Origin of the sequence: Segatella salivae DSM 15606, assembly GCF_000185845.1 — a bacterium.
In the GTDB taxonomy this organism is placed as follows: domain Bacteria; phylum Bacteroidota; class Bacteroidia; order Bacteroidales; family Bacteroidaceae; genus Prevotella; species Prevotella salivae.
In genome coordinates, this window is the sequence record NZ_GL629647.1 from 1,819,400 (window position 1) to 1,839,847 (window position 20,448).

The following is a 20,448-nucleotide window of genomic DNA, read 5'->3' on the forward strand; positions in this document are numbered from 1 at the left end:
AAAGGAAAGAAAAGATGAAACAACAACGTAAACTCCTGCTGCAAGCAGCCTCAACACTGCGCCGCTGTGCCCTCGTGGCCTTGCTTTTGTGCAGTGCAACGATAGTGGCCAATGCTCAAGAAGGGCCATGTGCCTTCCGAAACACAGCGTTTAAATCGGGCGAATTCCTCACCTACAACCTCTATTACAACTGGAAATTCGTGTGGGTGAAAGCCGGAACAGCCAGCATGTACACCGTGCAGAGCCGCTATGAAGGCAAGAATGCCTATCGCTGTAGCCTCACTACACGCGGCAATGGCAAGCTCGATAACTTCTTTGTACTGCGAGATACGCTGCTCTGTTATAACAGTTTGAACATGGAACCGCTGTATTTTCGCAAGGGCGCACGCGAGGGAAAGCGCTACACAGTGGATGAAGTCTTCTACAATTACAACGGAGGAAAGGCCAATGTTCGCCAGCACCGACTCCACAACGACGGCTCAAACACATGGGTGAAACATAATTATAGCGACTGCGTCTACGACATGTTGAGCATCTTTATGCGTGCCCGCTCCTTTGATCCGATAAACTGGAAGAAGGGAACGGCTATCAGTTTCCCTATCGTTGACGGCGATGATCGCACCCCAGCTGAATTGCGTTTCGACGGAAAGGCTACGATAAAGGCGGATAACGACGTTAAATACAACTGCTTGAAATTGGCTTATCTCGAACTCGATGACGGCAAATATAAACGCATTGTCGACTTCTATGTGACCGATGATGCCAATCATGTGCCCGTGCGTCTTGACATGTATCTGCGCTTTGGGGCTGCAAAGGCGTTCTTGGTCGGGGCAAAAGGACTCAGAAATTAACGCTGTGCCGCGTTTGCATCCATAGCAACGATTTATATAACTATACAAAATAAGCCGCTTATACGCAACGATAAGCGGCTTATTTTGATTCTTTTCGTGCACAGGGCTGCCCAGCTTTGTCAACCGAGCGAAAATACGTTGCAATATCCTTTCACGCAAACCAATTTTTGAACTGCCGTTAATCAGGCGGTGATTCCGCTCATTTCATCACGCAATGTTCGTTACATTGCAACACCTTTTGCACCAAATCTCAAACCTCCTCTATATCAAGCGCTTAGCCACACACGGCCACACGTTCCTTCTCCGCATCTATTCTTCGCACCATGCACATAGCCTTGGCGAGCCGTTTAGCTCATGATTTAGCGACCGGCATAGCCCAACGAGAGCACACTGATTGTCACCTCGCCTGCCCGCGCCAATTCTTTTGCACAGGCAAGCATTGTGGATCCAGTCGTGATAACATCGTCGATGAGCAACACATGATGTCCGCGCACTCGTTCAGGATGATGTAATTGAAATGCGCCCTTAACGTTTTCGCGCCGCCGTTCAATGGTTTGCTGCGTCTGACTGCCCTTGTAATGCAGGCGGGTTAAAATATGTTCGTCAATCGCAATGGAAGTAACGTGGGCAATTCCCTCGGCAATCAACAGACTCTGATTATAGCCGCGCTCACGACATCTGCCGCGAGTCAGTGGCACAGGCACTATAAAATCGATGCCTTCAAAAAAGCCTTCAGCCTTCAATTCAGTGGCCATGAGTTCGCCAAGTCGCTGTCCGATGGCGGCCTGATGCCTGTATTTCAGTGCATAAATGGCCTTACTGATAGGGGCATGTGCGGCATAAACAACCCAGGAGGCACCGCGTTCAATCGGCACCTGCTTCCAAAACAGGCGACAAACGGGATTGTCGCGCGCCTCAACGGCATAGTGAGTGCGAGGCAAATGACGATTGCAGGTGGTGCAAACCGCGTGTTCGGTGGGCGCCAACCGATGCTGACAAATCACACAGGCGCGTGGTTTGACAACCTCTTTCACATGCCGTAACAGGCTAATCATCCAAGCTTTCGCCAATTTCTTCTATGCAAAGTCGAACCAATCGCATGTCAAAACCCCGCCCCAAAGCATACTTCATGAGCTTCATTGAGCGTTCATAGTCGTTGCGACCCTTTATCGTTGGCCACTTATGTTGAATGAGAGGGCGAAGTTTTTCTAAATACATCTCGTCGGGAATCTCCTCAAAGAAGGGGTCGGAAAGGCTTCGCGGAATGCCTTTTAGATAAAGCGCCTGCTCCACTTTTCGCCGTCCCCAGCCATTAAATTCTATCTTGTCTTTGATAAACGCCTCACAAAAGCGGGCATCATCCACAAAGTGATGGGTTGTGAGATAGGCCATGATACGCGCTTGCGCCTCATCATCAATCTCCCATTTCCGAAGTTTTTCGAGCATCTCTTGTGTGCAATGTTCTCCTTTTGCACATAGCGTTGCCAATCTATTTTGAGCTTGTTGTTCTGTCATAAGAAGAAAATAAAGCCTCACCCCCACCCCCTCTCCAAGGAGAGGGGAGCCGCTGAATGAGGCTACTTGTATTTTGTTTATGAATAATTATTTATATGTTGTTACGTAATAAGATTGAAAAGAGCCTTTCTGTGCATCCTTTTCTCAAGCTCAAACTCCCTCCCTTGGGGAGGGTCGGGGTGGGTATCAGTCTTTTCGGGCTATCACTATCCTCTCCTTTCCATACTGATCTTCCTTGCTTTCGATTTGTTCATAGCCCATATGCTCCAACATCTTGCATGTCTCTTCGGCATAAATGGGATTGATTTCAAACGCCAAAAGACCATGCGGATTGAGGTGGGTTACGCCATAATCTGCAATGGCACGATAGAACAACAGCGGGTCGTTGTCGGGCACAAAAAGGGCCGTGTGAGGCTCATGTGCCAAGACCTGTTCGGTCATGTCCTTGCGCTCGCAGTCACAAACATACGGAGGATTGGACACGATGATATCAAACGGCGTGGCCGCAAGTGCTGCTTCGTCGAGCGAAAGCACGTCATGCCACTCAAAATTCACCTGAGCTTGCAGGCGATGTGCATTCTCTCGCGCCGTGAGCAGGGCCTCGCCACTGACATCCCAGGCTGAAACACTGCTGTTCCAAAGGTCGAGTGCGAGGGTGACGGCAATACATCCACTGCCTGTTCCAATGTCTAACACACGCAGGGGCGCAGGCGGTTGCAACGCACAATAAGGTTGGTTATATGCCGAAAGAATTGTTTCGCAGAGCACTTCTGTTTCAGGTCGTGGGATAAGTACATGGGGATTGACCACGTAATCACGCCCAAAGAAGCGTGCCGTTCCCGTGACATATTGCACCGGAATGCCTGCTTCCAACTGCTGAAGTGACGTTTCCAAACGCTGTTGTTCGGCAGTAGTGAGGTTGTCAAGACCACCGGCATAGAGGTCGGTCAGCGTCAGTTGGAACAGTTCTTCCACAAGCGTTCTGACAACAGCTTTGGCTTCTCGCTCATCATAATGAGGCAACAAACGCCGCCATAAGTTACTATAAGTTATTGATTTCATTAAGTTTTTGAATAAAATTCATGCGTGCCTGTCTCACCTCTTCTTTCGCCTTGTCGTCAAACAACGCATTAAGGTCGAGATAATTATTCTTATGTCGGTCGGCCGAAGCATTATCCAAGAGTTCTACAATGTGGCCCATGCGCAGATGATCTAAGCTTAGTGCCGGCTGATAACGCTCGTCTTCATCCTTGGAAGTGGCTACCATCGTAACGAGTTTCACACGTTCCAACCGCATCAAAGCATCGCTAACAAGGCACACAGGGATTCCCGTGAGCTGCTTTAAAGCCAAGACTGTCAGTGCAGGTTGGCCCTCGCTGAATCGCTTTGTGATATGTTTCATCACAAGCAAAGCAATCTTTCGTCGGTTGGCCTCACTGATATCGTGTGGACTTATCATGTATTCGTAGTAGTCAAAATACTGGTTCATGTAACACAATTCGGCACAAAACAGGCAGATATACCACGATATTTGCATCCATAACATGAATAGAGGCAGCGCGGCAAGTGACCCATATACTGCGTTATATCCAGAGAGAAAGAGTTGTCCATGCACGTAACCCCACTGCACAAGAAGCATGGCAATAGCGGCCAAGATGGCTGGACCGACAACGGCAGTGAACTTCACTCGCGTGTTGGGCATCACCATAAAGAGTGCCACAAAGATAAGCGTCAGCACAACAAACGGCAGTAAGCTCACAACAACGCGGGCGATTGGACCCAGAAGAAAGAAGGTTTGCAGGTGCTCAGTAGTAGTGTTTGCAATGATACTTACGCCTGACATGACGATGATAATCACGGGTACAAGGAACATCATTGCAAGGTTATCAGAGAGGAATCTGCCGATAGATCGCTTCGTGTTTACTTGCCAAATGATGTTGAAAACGCTTTCAACGTTATAGATAAGACTTAGTACACTGTAGAGCATAAATAGCAAACCAATGCCTATAAACAAGCCTGTTTGCGCGTGCTGTAAATAGGAATCAGCCAAGGCAATGATAGAGTTGGCGGCCTCGGGCTGGCTACCTAACGATGTGCGCAGCCACGTTTCGATGTATTGAGAGAGGCCAAAGCCACGACCAATCGCAAAGATAAGGGCGAAGATGGGCACGATAGCAAGAATCGTACTGAATGAAAGTTGGGTGGCATAGTCCACATGTCCGCGCTCAATAAATAGCTTGACAGCCATATAAATCTTGCGAATGACATTCATTCCGATGCTTTTCCATCGGCTATTTTCATGGTCATCCTGTCGCCAGATGCCAAAAACCATGAAATATTTGAGTTTAGATTGTTTATTCATGCAGTTGCAAATTTAAGGAAATAAAGTTAGGTTTGCAATGAAATGGGATTCAAATTTTTCGTTCTTCTGCCTCAACATCGCTGATGAAACCATGCGCTACGGCCCACGTAGGCATGCTTTCGGCGCACTATTCCGCCTGCTTTTTCATGTTGCGTGGGTGGTGGTTGAGAATCTCTTCGCGCAGGGTGGTCGTGTCGATATGCGTATAGATTTCGGTTGTTCCAATGTGCTCATGACCGAGCATCGCCTGAATGGCACGCAAGTCTGCCCCACCCTGCAACAACGCCGTAGCGAAACTATGGCGCAAGGTGTGGGGAGAAATGGTCTTCTTGATGCCTGCTTCCTCAGCCTGTCGCTTGATCATGATGAGTATCATCGTGCGAGTGAGATGATGACCACGGCGATTGAGGAACACAAAGTCTTCCTCTCCGGGTTTGATATCAAGGTGAACGCGATCAGCAAACCATAGGCGTAACTCTTTGATGGCACGTGGAGAAATGGGCACAAGTCGCTCTTTCGACCCCTTGCCGAGCACGCGAATGAAGCCATCATCAAGGTAAAGTTCGGAGAGTTTCAGGTGGACCAGTTCGCTCACCCGCAATCCACAAGAGAACAACACCTCAATAATTGTGCGGTTGCGCTGGCCTTCTGGTTTGCTGAGGTCTATGCTTTCTTCCAATCGGTCGACCTCTTCGGTGGACAGCACCTCGGGTAAGTGTTGGCCCAAGACAGGCGATTCGAGCAATTCTGTAGGGTCATTGTCGATATAACCATCCAATAACAGGAAGCGAAAGAACGAGCGAATGCCACTCAATATGCGTGACTGCGAGCGCGGACCGATATGAAACTCGTGCAGAGATGCGGCAAAATGCTGCAAGTCTTCAAGCTGCAGACCCAGCAAGTCGCGTTCTTCGCGCTTGCAATAATCAATGAGCCACGCGATGTCATGACTGTAGGCATCGAGCGTATTGGGCGAATAATTGCGCTCTAACTTTAGATAACGCAAATAGGCCTTTAAGATATTGGCACTGCTTTTCTTGTCGGTTTCCATTTATTTTATTATTTTTGCTGCTGCAGCCTTTGTCCAACAATGAAGCGTTATGACTGCATGTCTGTCACCATTGCTGCAAAGATAAACAAAAAAAACGAATATATGAAGATACAAATCATCAATGGTCCCAATCTAAACTTATTGGGAACACGCGAGCCCGGCATCTATGGCAGCAGCTCGTTTGAGGCTTTCCTGCCGAAACTTCAAGCGCAGTTTCCCGATGTTGAGCTGCATTATTTCCAGAGTAATGTAGAGGGTGAGCTCATCAATCAGATGCAAGCGGTGGGCTTCGACGCTGATGGCATCGTATTGAACGCCGGCGCCTACACCCACACGAGCATTGCCCTGCACGATTGTATCCGTGCGATTGCGTGCCCTGTTGTTGAGGTTCACATCAGCAATGTGTTCAAACGAGAGGATTTCCGCCACCATTCTTTCTTGAGTCCAGCCTGTCTTGGTGTCATCTGTGGCTTCGGTCTGCACGGCTATGCCATGGCCATTGATGCACTGATTGACCACCATTCAAACGCAAAATAGGGTATGAGCAGACACGGAGACGCTCAGGTTGACGCATTGCAACACGTGGAAGACCCTATCAACGACTACATTGCGCAGCACATCGACGCAGAAGACGACTATCTTTATCGCCTTTATCGCGCCACAAACATCCACACCATACACGGTCGAATGGCCAGCGGACACATCCAAGGCAGGTTGTTGAAGATGCTCGTCACCATGATTCAACCCCGCAATGTGCTTGAAGTGGGCACATTTAGTGGCTATAGTGCCCTCTGCTTAGCCGAGGGATTGCCGCCCGAAGGCAAGCTCTATACGTTTGAAATCAACGACGAAATGGAAGACTTTACGCGTCCATGGATAGCGCAATCTGCCGTAGCCGACAAGATTGTTTTTACCATTGGAGATGCTAATGTGCTGGCTCCGAGGCTCGGAATCACGTTTGATCTGGCCTTCATTGACGGCGATAAACGCACCTATATCGAGACTTATGAGATGACGATGCGCCTGCTTCGGACGGGCGGTTACATTCTTGCCGACAACACCTTGTGGGATGGTCATGTCATCGACCCAGCCTATGACCACGACCAACAGACAATAGGCATACGCGCATTCAATGACCATGTCAAGGCCGATTCACGCGTAGAAAAGGTTATTCTGCCGCTGCGCGATGGACTTTCTCTCATCCGAAAGATTAAAGACTAAATCCATTTTAAACCCAAACACTGATGGGAAGGAACAAATTTTCACAACAAGAGATTCACGAAATCGGTAGGTTGCTGCGACTAAAAAACTCGGGCAACCGACTGAAACAAAAGATGATACGACACGACTTGCGTGTAGACTATGAATTTAACATCTCTGATTTCAATGAACCCGGTAAGGCTTTTGGAGAGGAAGAACTGCAACAGGCCATTCAACGCGGTGCAATCCAAGTCCTCGACGACGCCACAATTGCGGCCATGAAGGCTAAACGTGCACGCGACAAGGCACGGGATGAGGCTGAAAAGCAACAGGAAGCAAAGGCTGAAGGGGCTGTAGACTGGAAAGAAGCCATGAAAGAATGGGAGGCATGGCAACAGGAAGAGAACCGCAATGAGGGTGTATAAACGCGCTGATTGCAGTCTTTTTATGCCATCAATTCCGTGACTTCACACGATAAAATACCACGAATCAGCGCATGACCTCACCGCCAAGCGCTGCATAGGGCACGGCATTGGCAGTGAGAGCACTTAGATTTCTTTCGTAAAACGCTTAGATTTCTTTCGTAAAACGCTCGGGAATCACGGGCATAGCACCGGCTTGTGTGCACACATAAGCACTCACATTGACGGCCAACTGATGAGCCTCTTCAAGGGTTTTCCCTGCGAGTAAGGCTGCACAGAACGACGCTGTGAAGCTATCTCCGGCACCAACGGTGTCGGCAACCTCAACATGTGGAGTCTCAATAAACGACTTAACAGCCGGTCCAAAGACATAGCTGCCATTGATACCACAGGTGACGATGAGCATCTTTAGATTGTATTTACCGAGTATCAGCCAGCATTTGTTTTCAATATCCAAGCCGGGATAGCCAAAGAGTCGACCGATAGTGATGAGTTCTTCATCATTGATTTTCAGAATATCACACGCTGCCACTGACTCTTGAATAATGTCTTTGGTGTAGAAATTCTGTCGAAGATTGATGTCAAGCACCTTTAAGCAGTCTTTCGGAGTAGCCTTGAGAAACTGTTGAATGGTGTTGCGTGAAACACTGTTACGCTGTGCCAATGTGCCGAAACACACCACTTGCGCACGCTTTGCTGCAGCTTCAATCTCCTCATTAAAAGGAATATTGTCCCACGCCACATCCTGTTTGATGTCATAAGTGGGCACTCCCTCTTCGTCAAGTGTCACTTGTACGGTGCCCGTTGGCTCTGCAACAATCGGCATGATATAAGGAAGTTTGACGGCATCGAGTTCTTTTCGTGTCTGATCGCCAAGGATATCATTGCCCAACGCACTAATGGCTACGGCGTCATAACCAAACTGATGTACGTGATAAGCAAAGTTAACAGGGGCTCCTCCAAGCTTAGTGCCTTGAGGAAGGCAGTCCCATAACGACTCTCCGATACCCACAATCGTTCTTTTTTCCATAGGAATTTTGTTTTATAGTCCCCCAAACGCATCCTCCTTCTGAATGAAAGAAGTAGGGTGGTGAGGCCTGTTGGTTAATAATTATGTTTCATTTTATTTTCTCTATTCATGCATCTTGCGGGCTGAACGCCCTTTTCTTGCACGCCGATGTGCTTCATTTGATGCGCTCGTGGCTGTGCCCTTATCGGCTAAATCTGCCCTTATGCCAAGCCCATGGCAGGCCAGCGACACTTTATTTCAGGTCATAAATCGTTACGCGCGCACCCTTACTGACCGTCAACTTATCGTAAGGCACCTTGGGAAACACCAGATTTGTCATCGCCATTCGACCGCTTGCATCGAAAGCTTCAACGCTGCATTTGTCGATGAAGAGACGCAATTGAGTGAGCTTTCCGTGTGTCGGTGCGATAGTAATGGCCTTGAAATGATTGCTGAAATCTGTGATTCCGCTCGCTGTTCTGTCCATACTGAACGTGTGATCTTTGGGCTGATAGGTCATCACCACCTGCTCATGGTGGGCATTGCTGAGGGTAATCGTGGTGGGTTGTGCCTGCGAACGAAGGTCGATGAGTATCTCACAAGCTGCTGTGGGATGGCTCACCTTGTCACCACGCAAGGCCAACAGCTCTCTTGAAGGCGTGACACTGACATAGGTTTCGCCCTGATCGACAAACAAACCGAGGTCGCGTGGCACGCTGTTGGCACTGCGAAACTGCTGTGTCGGCACCTGATTGCCATACTGCCAATTGCTCATCCACGCCAAGGCCACACGCCGATTGTCGGGTGCATTGTCAAAGGTCACGGTGGCATAATGGTCTTTTCCATAGTCCATCCATTTCGTTACATTGGGCTGACTCTCACAAACAAACTTATGACCATCAAAAGATCCCACGAAATATTGCGTTGCACTGCCTCCAAAAGGGCCTCCAGGATTGATGTTACAAAGCAGCAACCACTTCGCCTCTTTCGTGCCTTCGATAGGTAGTTTCATAAGATCGGGGCACTCCCAAACGCCATCATGGTTGCCATATTCACGTCCAAACGCACTCTCAAAGGTCCAGTTTTTCAAGTCCTTTGAGCTGTAGATGTTCATCTGTTGGCCTGCCGCGAGGATAAGATTCCAGGCATTGAGGTCGGCATTCCAAAACACTTTAGGGTCTCGAAAGTCGGTAATTCTATCGGTCAATATAGGGTTCCCGGCGTATTTTGTGAAGCGCTTTCCGTTGTCAAGACTATAAGCTAAGCTCTGCACCTGACTTGTTCCAGCCGATGTATAGAAGGCAACAACGGCATCTTTTCCCATGCCGGCAGTGTTCGCTTTGTCTACAACTGCCGACCCACTAAAGATAGTTCCCAACCCATCGGGACGGATAGGACAACCTTCAAAGGTCCAATGCACGAGGTCTTTCGACGTGGAATGACCCCATGTCATGTTCTCCCATTGCGAGCCATAAGGGTTATATTGGAAATAGAGATGCCACACCCCGTCTTTATAAAACATGCCATTGGGGTCGTTCATCCAGCCCCAGAGTGGGGTGTGATGATAGAGAGGACGATATTTTTCGCGGTTTTTCGTGTCAAAATGTGCCACACTTTGCATGGCTTTCCAAGCCGTAAAGTCCTTGACATCGCCTGTAGAACGGCGCTCGTTATGAAACGTTACATCGAGCAACACAGGTTTATTGGTGTAACGACCCAGGTCCAACGGCACGCTATAATCAATGTGGTCGGCAGCCAATTTGACGTTGAGTGTCTCAACAACCTCATTGTCTACAATCACTTTTAGCGCCGCCTGGGCTTCATCTTCCTCAATAGGGAGCAGCAGATAGCGTTGCTCTGGGGTGAGACTTACTAACACATGATTGTCACTGAGCGCTGAGATTTTCATCGGCACTGACTGAGAAAATGCTTGAGTTATCATCATCCAGCAAATTAATAAACATAACATTCGGGGATGACGAAACTGCCTTCGCACCCACGTTAACTTCATTTTAGCGTGTACTTGCATTTTATTTCTTGTTTAAGTTACTTTTTTCTGAAACCTCTCCATTGTGCTTTTCTGCATCAACGAGCGCCACAAAAGAGTAGGGGAGAAGGCAAACGGAAGACTGCCATGGGGCATCACAAGACCGCATAAGACCGAAACACGCACACAACTCATGAGAACATGGATTGCACGCCCACCTGAATACTCTCTGCAACTGTCGTTGTTAAGCGTGCTCCTGCCGGTGTCTGACACGCTGATTGCTTTCGGGGAGGTGTCTGAAGAACAGCCAACAGGAACACAAATAGAGTTGGTTCAAAGATAGAAAAGAATCGATGAAAGTCCAAACAAAACCTCATTTATTTTTTCTTTTTCATCAAACCTCTTCGTTTTGTCCTCGTTCTTGTTTCTTTTTTCCGCTTTCATGCCATGCCTCAGGCAGTCAAACTGCCCCCAGAACTCATCGAAACAGAAAGATGAACTCATCGAAACGAAAAGAAGACAGAGCAATCATCACGATCACTCTGCCCCTGTTTCAAAACAAAAAAATATAACCTTTAATATGACCAAACATTCTTTTCTCGTCGCATGCTTGTAGGCCTTACCGAGCCACGACTATGGCTCATGCGCCACAACTCGCGTCCTTTGCAGCCTAATTATCCAACACCTTCGTGCTGTTTTCTTTCCGAGCTTGGCGCGATAAGCCTTCCGAATCAGGAGAAGCGATGGCGCCCAACAGGGCAGTGGCTAACGCGATAATGATTTTAATGACTAATTTCCATTGATTACTTCTTATTTTATCCATGATGTTTTTTGTGTGTTAATGTGATTTGTAGCGATTGTTTTTCTCTATTTTCAGTGTTGTCTGCGGCATAAAATCATAGCATTGGAGGCGCAATCATCTGTTTTCCGTCTGCCCTTCCGCCTGCAAGAGCAGGGTGGGAGAGGGCAGAGGCTGTTGTCGGGTGACGGGATGAGGCCCCTACTTAGCAAGACTTCATGCCAGCAGACCGATGTACTCAAGCAGCGTTAACCCTGAGGCTGCGTCTTTTTCTTTTTCTCAATGGTATACTGAGTGCTTTCCTGCACCACCGCACCACTAAGCATTGGTTTAATCAACTTACGCGAATCACCGTCCTTATGCGACTCAGGCATGAAGATGACACGCATGTTTTTGACGTGCTTCAAGGGGTTAAAACCCTTGGCAGTCTCGGCACCTTTCGTGCTGATTCCAATCTTAAACGTGCCAAAACCATCGAGTTTCACACGCTTAGAGTCCTGAATCTGCATCGTCATCACCTCGACAAGTTCGGTCAAAACGGCCTTCACGTCGCTCTTCTTCATAGAGCAGTTGCGCTCGATGATAGCCGAAATGTCGTCAAGGTTGGCTGTACCATTGTGGATAGCACGTGCATAATACTTGCCGAAACCAGCGTTTTTCTTGTTGTTGTTCTTGTAAATCTTGTAAATAACTGCCATAATTGTTACCCTTTCTTTGGTTTAGTTTGTTAATAATTTTACGATAGTTTTTCCGTACGGAATATTGCGAAACGTTTGCTTTCAAATGGATAGTTCCTTCGCCTTGTGTCGGTTGCGGCTGCTATCTCTGCAATAACTCACATGAAGCCACATGCAACCATTGTTCATGACGTGCTCAAAGAGCAGCTGATCGAAGTCCAACACATGCTTGATATAACGAAAATAGCGCCGTCCCATCTCCTCATTGGAGACATGAATATCGGCGGCTTCGCCTTTGAGATGCTGCGAGTGAGGCTCTCCGAAAAGTGCCTCGTTAACAGCTTTTGAGCGATAAGCACTCGTCACGATGATGCGACCGAAACGCGCTCGCAAGGGTTCGAGCACATGAGTGCAAAGCGCCTGAAGATTTGCTTCGGCTTCAGCGTCGGGTGTATTGTCTAAACCGAGCCTTATCGCCGTGGCCGATCGTTGCATCTCTTGTTTTGAGAAATGAGGCGAATACATTTCTATGGGTTCATTTTTCATCTTTTTCGAAGTTTTGAGGTTAAAGAAAATGGTTATCCTGAACACGTTGCAAAGATACAAAATTAAGACCCCCTTTGTCAAGTTTTATGTGATACAAAAAAGTGATACATGCTGAAAATCGTCAAGATTTAATCTCCGTTAACCATGATAGCGCTGCGAGTGAAGAAATACTTCCATATTAATCACTAACTTTGTAGCCGCAAATCACCTGGTAATTAGGGGCAAAACACAACGTAACCCCATAGAAAAACTAACGGATGTAGGCTGAGATTAACAGCGTAATTAAATGTAAATCAAGCTGTTATCAGCTCACTGCATCAAGAAAAAAACAGTAAAATGAACGAAAAAGAATGTATGTTTGAAACCATGAAGAGCGAGATTCTTGCAATTCTTGCCCTCCCGCCATCGGCAGGTTACACCTAGAAAGGCACAACGACCGACCTGCTTGAAGTGATCAATGCCGTAGTCATGCGCTATGAACTCATTGACGACACGGGCCAATGTTACACCTTCGGCCGACTGACCCACGACATTTGTCTGCGTCTCAACCGCCGTGAGCCTCACAATCCGCGTGCATATCTGGCCAAAGCGCGCCTAAGAAAGAACCTTCGTCGACCTCCACTCATGTTGCGTTATGAAGCTGCTTTACACCACACGGCAAGTCCGTTATTCAACCAAATTGTCAAGAAATAGTTTTGTTTATCGGGTATTATCGACGAAATATCCGCAAAATCGTCAAATTTGTCCGTAAAATGTGTAACGTAACTCATAGGGGATTTCGTAACTTTGCAGCAGAATCAAGAACATCAACGGCGGCAACGCTTGAAAAAACAAGATTCTATAGGCCTTGCCTTTACAGGGAATCAGTATTCCAAGACATAATAAAGGGTAACGACAGAAAACAAAACATAAGGGTTAATGAAAGGAGAGACCCAACTGGATGTGATATCCGGTAATTAGTCTATCTCTGTAGTTATTAGCATTTGATTTAGCAAGTAAAAAGACATTCAGGTTAGACTAGCCCCCTCGCATATGTGAGGGGGTAACTTTTTTAAACAGCCTTCATGACAGGTTTCCACAAATTTCATGCCATAGGCACTATGCCTTCGATAAATTTTTGCAGCCATTTCATGGGGTCAAGGCACACAAAAGTCTCGACAAAACCACTCCCCACTGGCGGAATCATAAAACTAACGGCGACAGCAATGCAAGCAAGTGAGCTGCCAAGAAAAATCATTTGTTGCCAGCAGCGCATTGTTTCGGCGGCGGAAACGCAAACGAGTCATCTGCCAAAGGAAAACATCTTTTGCCAGCAGCGCATTGCTTTGGTGGTGGCAACGCAAGCAAGTCATCTGCCAAAGAAAAACATTTATTGCCGGCAGCGCATTGTTTCGGCGGCGGCAACGCAAGCAAGTTATCTGCCAAAGAAAAACATTTGTTGCCGGCAGCGCATTGCTTCGGCGGCGGCAACGCAAGCAAGTGAGCCTCTAAAGGATTTAAAAACATACGACCTAAACAAAGCATCGACGACGACGAAAACGCTACGATATGAAATTATTTAATTGTAAATAAAAATACGACGACGACGAAACACTTCGGCATTGCAGTCTTTTTCTTTTTCGACGTCTTTTTCTTTATCTTGTTCTTGTTATTGTTCTTAGGGAGCGCTAACGCCTTGATACTCAATGGTCTCATTTGTTAATTCCTGTAAAAATAATATTTTTTAGAGAAAAACAAAATTAAAAAACTCTTAAGATTTATTTATTTCGTCTCGTCTTTTGCTTCATTTTTCGCCATGTTTGTTTATATTTTTCGTCGTTTTTTACCTCATTTTCCACTCCATTTTGCACGTTCTCGTCCACTCGTTTCAACACCGTCGCATGACAACCGCCCTCACCTTTCTCCCCAAAAGTTTGTCCGTAGCCTGACCAACACTATCGTTTTCCTCCTCCACGGCAGTCCAAGTTGTCAGTCGTTGGCCTGACCCTCCGCCAACTTTCGCCCCTCCTCACCCACCAAAATAAGGGAGAAAAGAAAGTGGGGGAAACGGATTGAGCAGCAGCGGGTTGGGAGGTTGCGGTGAGAAGGAATTGGAAGGAGAGAGAAAAAGGACAGCAAACGCGGTCGAAGAAGGCATGAACCATGCACGCGCGAAAAGCGAACAATAAGGAAAAAAGGATGCGAAAAAGCCACGATTTATTTTGTATTTTACTTTGTATTGTCTGTGATAATCTTTATCTTTGCAGAAAGTAAATTCATCATGGCAAATCAATCTCAGTGGCAAGAGGATTATTGGTTGCCGCTGTTGCAACTGTATCTCAGGAAACCCGTGGGCATAAAACCTGCTTACTCGCGGCCAATGGTGTTGCTTGCCCTTGAACTTAACATTCCACCGAAACAGCTTTCAGAACAGATGGTGACGCTCGACAAACGCGAATCGGCCTCACTTCAGCAGTTGTGGAAACGTTTTGCCACACACCAAAAACAGCTTTCACACGAGGTGCAAACCATGCGAGAGATGCGTGGTTTCAATCATCCCGAACAATTTTATGAGGGCGTCAGCAAGGCCGAGACATGGCAAACAGACTTCCGACCACTTGAGGTTGATAGCACACTGACCCCACTTCATCTCATCATTATCCTTGATCTCTATTTTCGTTTGACGCCTATCACGATGGTGAGCGACACGCCCGAAATCAAGGAGTTGGCCTCGTTGCTGGCCCTCAAGCCTGAAAAGGTGGCCGATGTGATGTGTGTGTTTCAGCTGTGTGACCCCTATCTGAGTCGTTTGGCCTTTGAGGTGAGCGACCTCTTTAGCGCTTGTCACGATGTGTGGCAACGCTATGGCAACCTCGAACCCAATGTGTTGGCGCGTGAAGCAGCCCTGATGAAAGAATATTTTAAGACAGCATGGCACAAAAACTAATACAAACTCAGGAACAGAAGCTCACGCAGCAGATGAAACTCTCACAGCAACAGATGCTACAAGTGCATTTGTTGGAGATGCCATTGACCGAACTTGAAGAGAACATCAATGCTGAACTCGACGATAATCCCGCCCTCGAAAAAGACGATTCTGCCATGGGATTGACCGACAATGAGGGGGAGGATGGATATTCGGAAAACGAAGATGGCGACGATTTTGACACCATAAACGAGAGAGAAGAGCGTCAGGATGCGCTGGATGCTGCCTTGGAAAATATTGGGAAAGACGACATTATGCCGCAAACTCCCTATGCAAACAATCACGATAATGCCGACTATGAAGAGACGGTTTATGGTGACACGACCTCGTTTTATGACAAGCTGAAGGAGCAAATGGACATGCTCACACTGACTGAAAAGGAGTATGCTGTGATGGAATATCTCATTGGAAGTCTTGACGATGACGGCCTCTTGCGCAAAGATTTGAATACCATCAGCGACGAATTGGCTATCTATCATAACATTGATGTGAGCGAAGCGGAGATTGAACACGTGCTCAAGATGCTGCAAAACATGGACCCTGCAGGCATTGGTGCACGCTCGCTACAAGAGTGTTTGTTGTTGCAGGTGGAACGAATGCGCGAAGAAGGCACACAAAACACACGCCTTTTAGATGCTATGGAGCGTGTGTTCAAAGAGTGTTTTGATGCTTTTACAAAGAAACATTGGGACAAAATAAAACAGCAACTCGGTCTTAGTGACCTCCAGGTAGAGACACTTCAACGCGAGATTCGCAAACTAAATCCGAAGCCCGGCGCCTCACTTGGCGAGACAGAAGGCCGAAACATGCAGCAGATTACACCTGACTTTATTGTCGATACGGCTGACGATGGCACCGTAACCTTTAGTCTTAATCAAGGACATATCCCCGATTTGAAGGTTTCTTCATCGTTTACGGAGATGATAAATGCCTATCGCAACAACAAGGAGGGCATGAGTAGGCAAACCAAAGAGGCGCTGCTCTATGTCAAAGAAAAGGTGGCTAAGGCCCAAGGATTCATCGAAGCGGTGAAACAACGCCGTCAAACGCTCATCCTAACGATGCAGGCTATCATCGCATGGCAAAAGAAATTCTTTCAAGATGGGGATGAAAGTGATCTGCGACCCATGATATTAAAGGACATCGCCGACAAGACAGGGCTCGACATTTCGACCATAAGCCGAGTGAGCAATGTGAAATATGCCCAAACAAAATGGGGCACCTTTCCTCTTCGTTTCTTCTTCACCGACGCATATACTACGGATGAAGGTGAGGAGATGTCTACGCGAAAGATTAAAATTGCGCTGAAAAACGTCATCGAAAAAGAAGATAAACGCAAGCCCCTCAGCGACGAAGCACTGACCAAACTCATGAAGGAAAAGGGATTTCCGATTGCCCGACGCACGATAGCCAAATACAGAGAGCAACTCAATATCCCTGTGGCGAGGTTGAGAAAGGCGTAGAAGAAGTAAAAAACAACAATGATATAAAGATGCCCACTCCCTCATTTTAAGAAAGAGAAAGACTCACACGAGGTTGCACTCCCTCTCTTAGTAAGGGCTGAAGTAGGCTTATTCTTATGAACGAAAAAAACATTATATGGACAGCACGCATATTTAGTTTGGTCTTTACTCCATTCTATCTCCCCATTGTGGGCCTTGCTTCGCTGTTTCTTTTTAGTTATCTGAGTCTCATACCGTTAGGATATAAGCTCATGGTATTAGGCCTTGTCTACGTGTTTACCATCCTTTTGCCCACCTATTTGATTCGACTCTATCGACACTATCAAGGATGGCGCCCCTTCGATTTCATCGTTCGAGAGCGTCGCATGGTGCCCTATGTCATCTCGATTGTGTGCTATTCGGTGTGCTACTACCTCATGAGTATAGCCCATATCCCTCATTTCATGGGCAGCATCCTTGTGGCGGCGGTGTTGATACAGGTGGTTTGCGCACTGATTAATGTGTGGTGGAAGGTCTCTATGCACGAAACAGCCATCGGAGGCGTAGCGGGTGCCCTGTTAGCTTTTGCCATTATCTTCACGTTTAACCCGATATGGTGGTTCTGTCTCGTGATGCTCATCTCGGGAATCGTGGGTTCCAGTCGCATGATTTTGCGCCAACACTCGCTCTCTCAGATTGTAGCGGGGTGGTTTCTTGGCTTTATTCTTGCCTATCTTACCATTGCCTATGTGTGACATCAATCCTTGTTTGAAACATTAAATACTTAAAAATATACAGTTATGACACCAATTATCAGTATTATTATGGGTAGCACAAGCGACTTACCCGTAATGGAAAAGGCCTGCAAATGGCTCAATGACAATGAAATTCCATTTGAAGTGAACGCGCTTTCTGCCCATCGTACTCCCGAGGCTGTAGAGACTTTTGCCCGCAATGCCAAACAAAGGGGCATCAAAGTGATTATCGCTGCCGCCGGAATGGCTGCCGCCTTACCAGGTGTAATCGCTGCCTCGACACCACTGCCAGTGATTGGTGTGCCCATCAAAGGCATGCTCGATGGTCTTGATGCCATGCTTTCTATCATCCAGATGCCACCCGGAATCCCTGTGGCTACAGTTGGAGTGAATGCTGCTCAGAATGCCGCTATCCTCGCAACTGAAATGATTGCCCTCTCTGATGAAGCCATTGCAGCAAAGGTTGACGCCTGGAAAGCTGGACTCGGAAAGAAGATTGAGAAGGCAAACGAAGACCTGAAAGAGGTAAAATACGAGTATAAGTGTAATTAAATACCCAGCCCCGACCCCTCCACAAGGGAGGGGAGAGGTTAAGGGTAGGCTTTTGTTGGACTTCTTATCATTATGAATATCGATTTATTTCAATACAAACGGCGTGAGACTTCGACTGTACATATCGGCGCAATAGACATGGGAAGTGACTTCCCTGTGCGTGTACAGAGCATGACAACCACAAATACTAACGACACGGAAGCATGCGTTCGGCAGGCTGAAGAGATTATCAAGGCGGGCGGAGAATTGGTGCGTTTGACGACACAAGGAAAGCGCGAAGCTGAAAATCTCAAAAACATCAATGCCCAACTGCGCTCAGAAGGCTATACGACACCCCTCGTTGCCGACGTACATTTCAATCCAAATGTGGCCGATGTCGCTGCACTCTACGCTGAGAAAGTACGCATAAACCCCGGTAACTACGTTGATCCTGCACGCAAATTCATCAAGCAAGAATACACTGATGAGGAGTATGCGGCAGAGTTAAAGAAGATAGAAGACCGTCTCATTCCGTTCTTAAACATCTGTAAAGCCAATCACACGGCCATACGCATCGGTGTCAACCACGGCAGTCTGAGCGACAGAATACGCAACCGTTACGGCGATACGCCCGAAGGAATTGTAGAGAGTTGCATGGAGTTTCTACGTGTATGTAAACGCGAAAACTTTACAGATGTGGTCATCTCTATTAAGTCTTCAAACACTGTAGTCATGGTGCGCTCGGTGCGATTACTTGTTCATCAGATGGATAAAGAGGGCATGAACTATCCGCTTCACCTTGGAGTTACCGAGGCAGGAGAGGGCGAAGACGGACGCATTAAGAGTGCCGTGGGCATTGGAGCACTGCTATCTGACGGCATCGGAGACACCATTCGTGTGAGTCTGAGCGAAGAACCGGCTGCCGAAATTCCTGTTGCCCGCCACTTGGTTGACTACATCCGCCAGCGCGAAGGCCATCTGATTGTGCCGGGAACGCAAGCTAAAGCCTTTAACTGGTTGCGCCCGGAACGTCGCTTTACGCGTGCCGTTGCAGGTATAGGAGGCAGCAACACCCCGATAGTGATAGCCTCGGCACTCAGCGGAAACGAACAAGAGGCCGACTATATCTATGCCGGTCAGGAGATTAAAGACCGCAAGGAAGGACAAAAATACATTGTCGACTACAACCAGTTTATGTCACTCGACGACAAAACAGGCGTCTATCCGATCTTCCCTGTGACGGCCATTCCGTTTATAGCCATGGTAAAAGCCAACGTGAAATTCCTCGTTTTGCAGTTTGGAGCACCGACAGAAGAGTATCTCACTTGCCTCAAATTGCATCCTGAAATCGTAGTCGTTAGCATGAGTAATCACCCAAATCGCTTGGCCGAACAACGCGCTTTGGTGCACGAAATGTGGGAGAATGGTGCCTATAACCCTGTGGTCTTCGCTGAGATGTATCATCATTCTGCAGCCGAAAAAAGTGAGTTCCAACTCGAATCGGCGGCAGACATGGGCGCCTTGATGATTGATGGACTGACCGATGGACTATGGCTCATGAACGAAGGGGATATTCCGCAAAGTGTCATCACCGACACGGCATTTGGCATTTTGCAGGCTGCTCGTCTTCGTACAAGCAAGACTGAATATATCAGTTGTCCGGGTTGTGGTCGCACGCTCTATGATCTTCGCGAAACGATTGCCCGCATCCGTGAAGCCACAAAAGGCATGAAGGGACTTAAAATCGGCATCATGGGCTGTATAGTCAATGGTCCCGGTGAGATGGCTGATGCTGATTATGGCTATGTTGGCGCAGGAATCAACCATGTAAGTCTGTACAGAAAACAGGTTTGTGTGGAGAAAAATATCCCCCAGGAAGTGGCTGTTGAACATCTGCTGGCACTGATTCGGAAGGATAGGGAAGGGGGATTATAGTTGACAAGTAAACGGGAAATAGTTGACAAGTAAACGGGAAAGAGTTGACAAGTAGACGAGTTGACGGGTTAACGAGTTACTTGATTGGTTAACGAGTAGACGAGTTGACAGGTTGACGAGTTGCTTGTTTTATTGATGAATAAAAGGGGTGACGGGTTAACGAGTTGCTTATTTATAACAAAAATTACTATACTATTAACGTTATCAGACAGGTTAAACAGAATAGTTAGTAAGTTATATAGGAGTTAATAATAAACAAATTCAGTGATAAGTGTACTATCACATAACAAAAGAAAAGAGAATCTTTTATACGTTTATTTTTAGTTCTTTTTTATAATACATGATGTCTACAAAAGATTATTTCCTTTGTAGACTCATGATTTATATTATAATAGAAAGGA

Annotated in this window: 22 protein-coding genes; 12 read left to right on the plus strand and 10 right to left on the minus strand. The window is 47.1% G+C overall.

Annotated features, from left to right (window positions below):
• Window positions 1-14: 14 nt before the first annotated feature.
• On the plus strand, window positions 15-851 hold the full coding sequence (locus tag HMPREF9420_RS07370; protein WP_007134926.1) for a DUF3108 domain-containing protein: 837 nt from the start codon (window positions 15-17) through the stop codon (window positions 849-851).
• Window positions 852-1,210: 359 nt separating this feature from the next.
• Here the strand turns inward: HMPREF9420_RS07370 and HMPREF9420_RS07375 are convergent, their stop codons facing one another.
• From HMPREF9420_RS07375 to xerA, 5 genes are all read right to left on the minus strand, one after another.
• Complete coding sequence (locus HMPREF9420_RS07375; RefSeq protein ID WP_007134927.1) at window positions 1,211-1,906, minus strand: ComF family protein; 696 nt, start codon at window positions 1,904-1,906, stop codon at window positions 1,211-1,213.
• Complete coding sequence (locus tag HMPREF9420_RS07380; RefSeq protein ID WP_007134928.1) at window positions 1,899-2,366, minus strand: regulatory protein RecX; 468 nt, start codon at window positions 2,364-2,366, stop codon at window positions 1,899-1,901. Before HMPREF9420_RS07380 ends, HMPREF9420_RS07375 begins: the two co-directional genes overlap by 8 nt.
• 186 nt (window positions 2,367-2,552) lie before the next feature.
• Window positions 2,553-3,419, minus strand: a complete 867-nt coding sequence (gene prmC, locus HMPREF9420_RS07385; RefSeq protein ID WP_044079169.1) for a peptide chain release factor N(5)-glutamine methyltransferase — start codon at window positions 3,417-3,419, stop codon at window positions 2,553-2,555.
• Window positions 3,409-4,728 (minus strand): YihY/virulence factor BrkB family protein, encoded by a 1,320-nt coding sequence (locus HMPREF9420_RS07390; protein ID WP_007134930.1) that lies wholly within the window; start codon window positions 4,726-4,728, stop codon window positions 3,409-3,411. The genes prmC and HMPREF9420_RS07390 overlap by 11 nt, the downstream gene beginning before the upstream one ends.
• A gap of 127 nt (window positions 4,729-4,855) precedes the next feature.
• Window positions 4,856-5,779 carry a site-specific tyrosine recombinase/integron integrase gene (xerA, locus tag HMPREF9420_RS07395; RefSeq protein WP_007134931.1) on the minus strand — a complete coding sequence of 308 codons (924 nt, stop codon included), beginning with the start codon at window positions 5,777-5,779 and terminating at the stop codon, window positions 4,856-4,858.
• Between the two features lie 102 nt (window positions 5,780-5,881).
• Between xerA and aroQ the strand changes: the two genes are divergently transcribed.
• From aroQ to HMPREF9420_RS07410, 3 genes are read left to right on the plus strand one after another with little or no spacing between them, the layout of a single operon-like run.
• Window positions 5,882-6,316, plus strand: a complete 435-nt coding sequence (aroQ, locus tag HMPREF9420_RS07400) for a type II 3-dehydroquinate dehydratase (RefSeq protein WP_044079170.1) — start codon at window positions 5,882-5,884, stop codon at window positions 6,314-6,316.
• 3 nt (window positions 6,317-6,319) lie between these two features.
• A complete protein-coding gene (locus HMPREF9420_RS07405; RefSeq protein ID WP_007134933.1) occupies window positions 6,320-7,000 on the plus strand; it encodes an O-methyltransferase in 681 nt (226 codons plus the stop codon).
• A 23-nt stretch (window positions 7,001-7,023) separates the two neighbouring features.
• Window positions 7,024-7,404, plus strand: coding sequence for a hypothetical protein (locus HMPREF9420_RS07410; RefSeq protein WP_007134934.1), 381 nt, complete (start codon window positions 7,024-7,026; stop codon window positions 7,402-7,404).
• A gap of 145 nt (window positions 7,405-7,549) precedes the next feature.
• Here HMPREF9420_RS07410 and HMPREF9420_RS07415 read toward each other — a convergent pair whose 3' ends face one another.
• Window positions 7,550-8,431, minus strand: coding sequence for a carbohydrate kinase family protein (locus tag HMPREF9420_RS07415; RefSeq protein ID WP_007134935.1), 882 nt, complete (start codon window positions 8,429-8,431; stop codon window positions 7,550-7,552).
• Window positions 8,432-8,663: 232 nt separating this feature from the next.
• On the minus strand, window positions 8,664-10,355 hold the full coding sequence (locus HMPREF9420_RS07420) for a DUF4980 domain-containing protein (RefSeq protein ID WP_007134937.1): 1,692 nt from the start codon (window positions 10,353-10,355) through the stop codon (window positions 8,664-8,666).
• Between the two features lie 127 nt (window positions 10,356-10,482).
• On the opposite strand from HMPREF9420_RS07420, the gene HMPREF9420_RS07425 reads away from it, so the two are divergent.
• Window positions 10,483-10,740: a hypothetical protein gene (locus HMPREF9420_RS07425; protein WP_007134938.1), complete on the plus strand. Its 258-nt coding sequence runs from the start codon at window positions 10,483-10,485 to the stop codon at window positions 10,738-10,740.
• A 327-nt stretch (window positions 10,741-11,067) separates the two neighbouring features.
• Here HMPREF9420_RS07425 and HMPREF9420_RS13265 read toward each other — a convergent pair whose 3' ends face one another.
• The 3 genes from HMPREF9420_RS13265 to HMPREF9420_RS07435 form a co-directional block, all read right to left on the minus strand.
• Window positions 11,068-11,220: a smalltalk protein gene (locus HMPREF9420_RS13265; protein WP_007134940.1), complete on the minus strand. Its 153-nt coding sequence runs from the start codon at window positions 11,218-11,220 to the stop codon at window positions 11,068-11,070.
• A gap of 224 nt (window positions 11,221-11,444) precedes the next feature.
• Window positions 11,445-11,894 (minus strand): HU family DNA-binding protein, encoded by a 450-nt coding sequence (locus tag HMPREF9420_RS07430; RefSeq protein ID WP_007134941.1) that lies wholly within the window; start codon window positions 11,892-11,894, stop codon window positions 11,445-11,447.
• An 81-nt stretch (window positions 11,895-11,975) separates the two neighbouring features.
• Window positions 11,976-12,419 carry a D-Ala-D-Ala carboxypeptidase family metallohydrolase gene (locus tag HMPREF9420_RS07435; protein ID WP_007134942.1) on the minus strand — a complete coding sequence of 148 codons (444 nt, stop codon included), beginning with the start codon at window positions 12,417-12,419 and terminating at the stop codon, window positions 11,976-11,978.
• A 468-nt stretch (window positions 12,420-12,887) separates the two neighbouring features.
• On the opposite strand from HMPREF9420_RS07435, the gene HMPREF9420_RS14685 reads away from it, so the two are divergent.
• The 7 genes from HMPREF9420_RS14685 to HMPREF9420_RS07470 all read left to right on the plus strand — a co-directional run bounded on the left by HMPREF9420_RS14685 (window position 12,888) and on the right by HMPREF9420_RS07470 (window position 20,047).
• Window positions 12,888-13,112: a hypothetical protein gene (locus HMPREF9420_RS14685; RefSeq protein WP_248628088.1), complete on the plus strand. Its 225-nt coding sequence runs from the start codon at window positions 12,888-12,890 to the stop codon at window positions 13,110-13,112.
• A gap of 371 nt (window positions 13,113-13,483) precedes the next feature.
• Window positions 13,484-13,981 (plus strand): hypothetical protein, encoded by a 498-nt coding sequence (locus HMPREF9420_RS07445; protein WP_007134945.1) that lies wholly within the window; start codon window positions 13,484-13,486, stop codon window positions 13,979-13,981.
• Window positions 13,982-14,679: 698 nt separating this feature from the next.
• On the plus strand, window positions 14,680-15,345 hold the full coding sequence (locus HMPREF9420_RS07450; RefSeq protein WP_044078841.1) for a hypothetical protein: 666 nt from the start codon (window positions 14,680-14,682) through the stop codon (window positions 15,343-15,345).
• Window positions 15,330-16,847, plus strand: coding sequence for an RNA polymerase factor sigma-54 (rpoN, locus tag HMPREF9420_RS07455; RefSeq protein WP_007134948.1), 1,518 nt, complete (start codon window positions 15,330-15,332; stop codon window positions 16,845-16,847). Before HMPREF9420_RS07450 ends, rpoN begins: the two co-directional genes overlap by 16 nt.
• 116 nt (window positions 16,848-16,963) lie before the next feature.
• On the plus strand, window positions 16,964-17,581 hold the full coding sequence (locus HMPREF9420_RS07460) for a phosphatase PAP2 family protein (protein ID WP_007134949.1): 618 nt from the start codon (window positions 16,964-16,966) through the stop codon (window positions 17,579-17,581).
• A gap of 45 nt (window positions 17,582-17,626) precedes the next feature.
• The gene (gene purE / locus HMPREF9420_RS07465) at window positions 17,627-18,133 is read left to right on the plus strand and encodes a 5-(carboxyamino)imidazole ribonucleotide mutase (protein ID WP_007134950.1); all 507 of its coding nucleotides are present in this window, start codon (window positions 17,627-17,629) and stop codon (window positions 18,131-18,133) included.
• 72 nt (window positions 18,134-18,205) lie between these two features.
• Window positions 18,206-20,047 carry a 4-hydroxy-3-methylbut-2-en-1-yl diphosphate synthase gene (locus HMPREF9420_RS07470; RefSeq protein WP_007134951.1) on the plus strand — a complete coding sequence of 614 codons (1,842 nt, stop codon included), beginning with the start codon at window positions 18,206-18,208 and terminating at the stop codon, window positions 20,045-20,047.
• Window positions 20,048-20,448 lie beyond the last annotated feature (401 nt).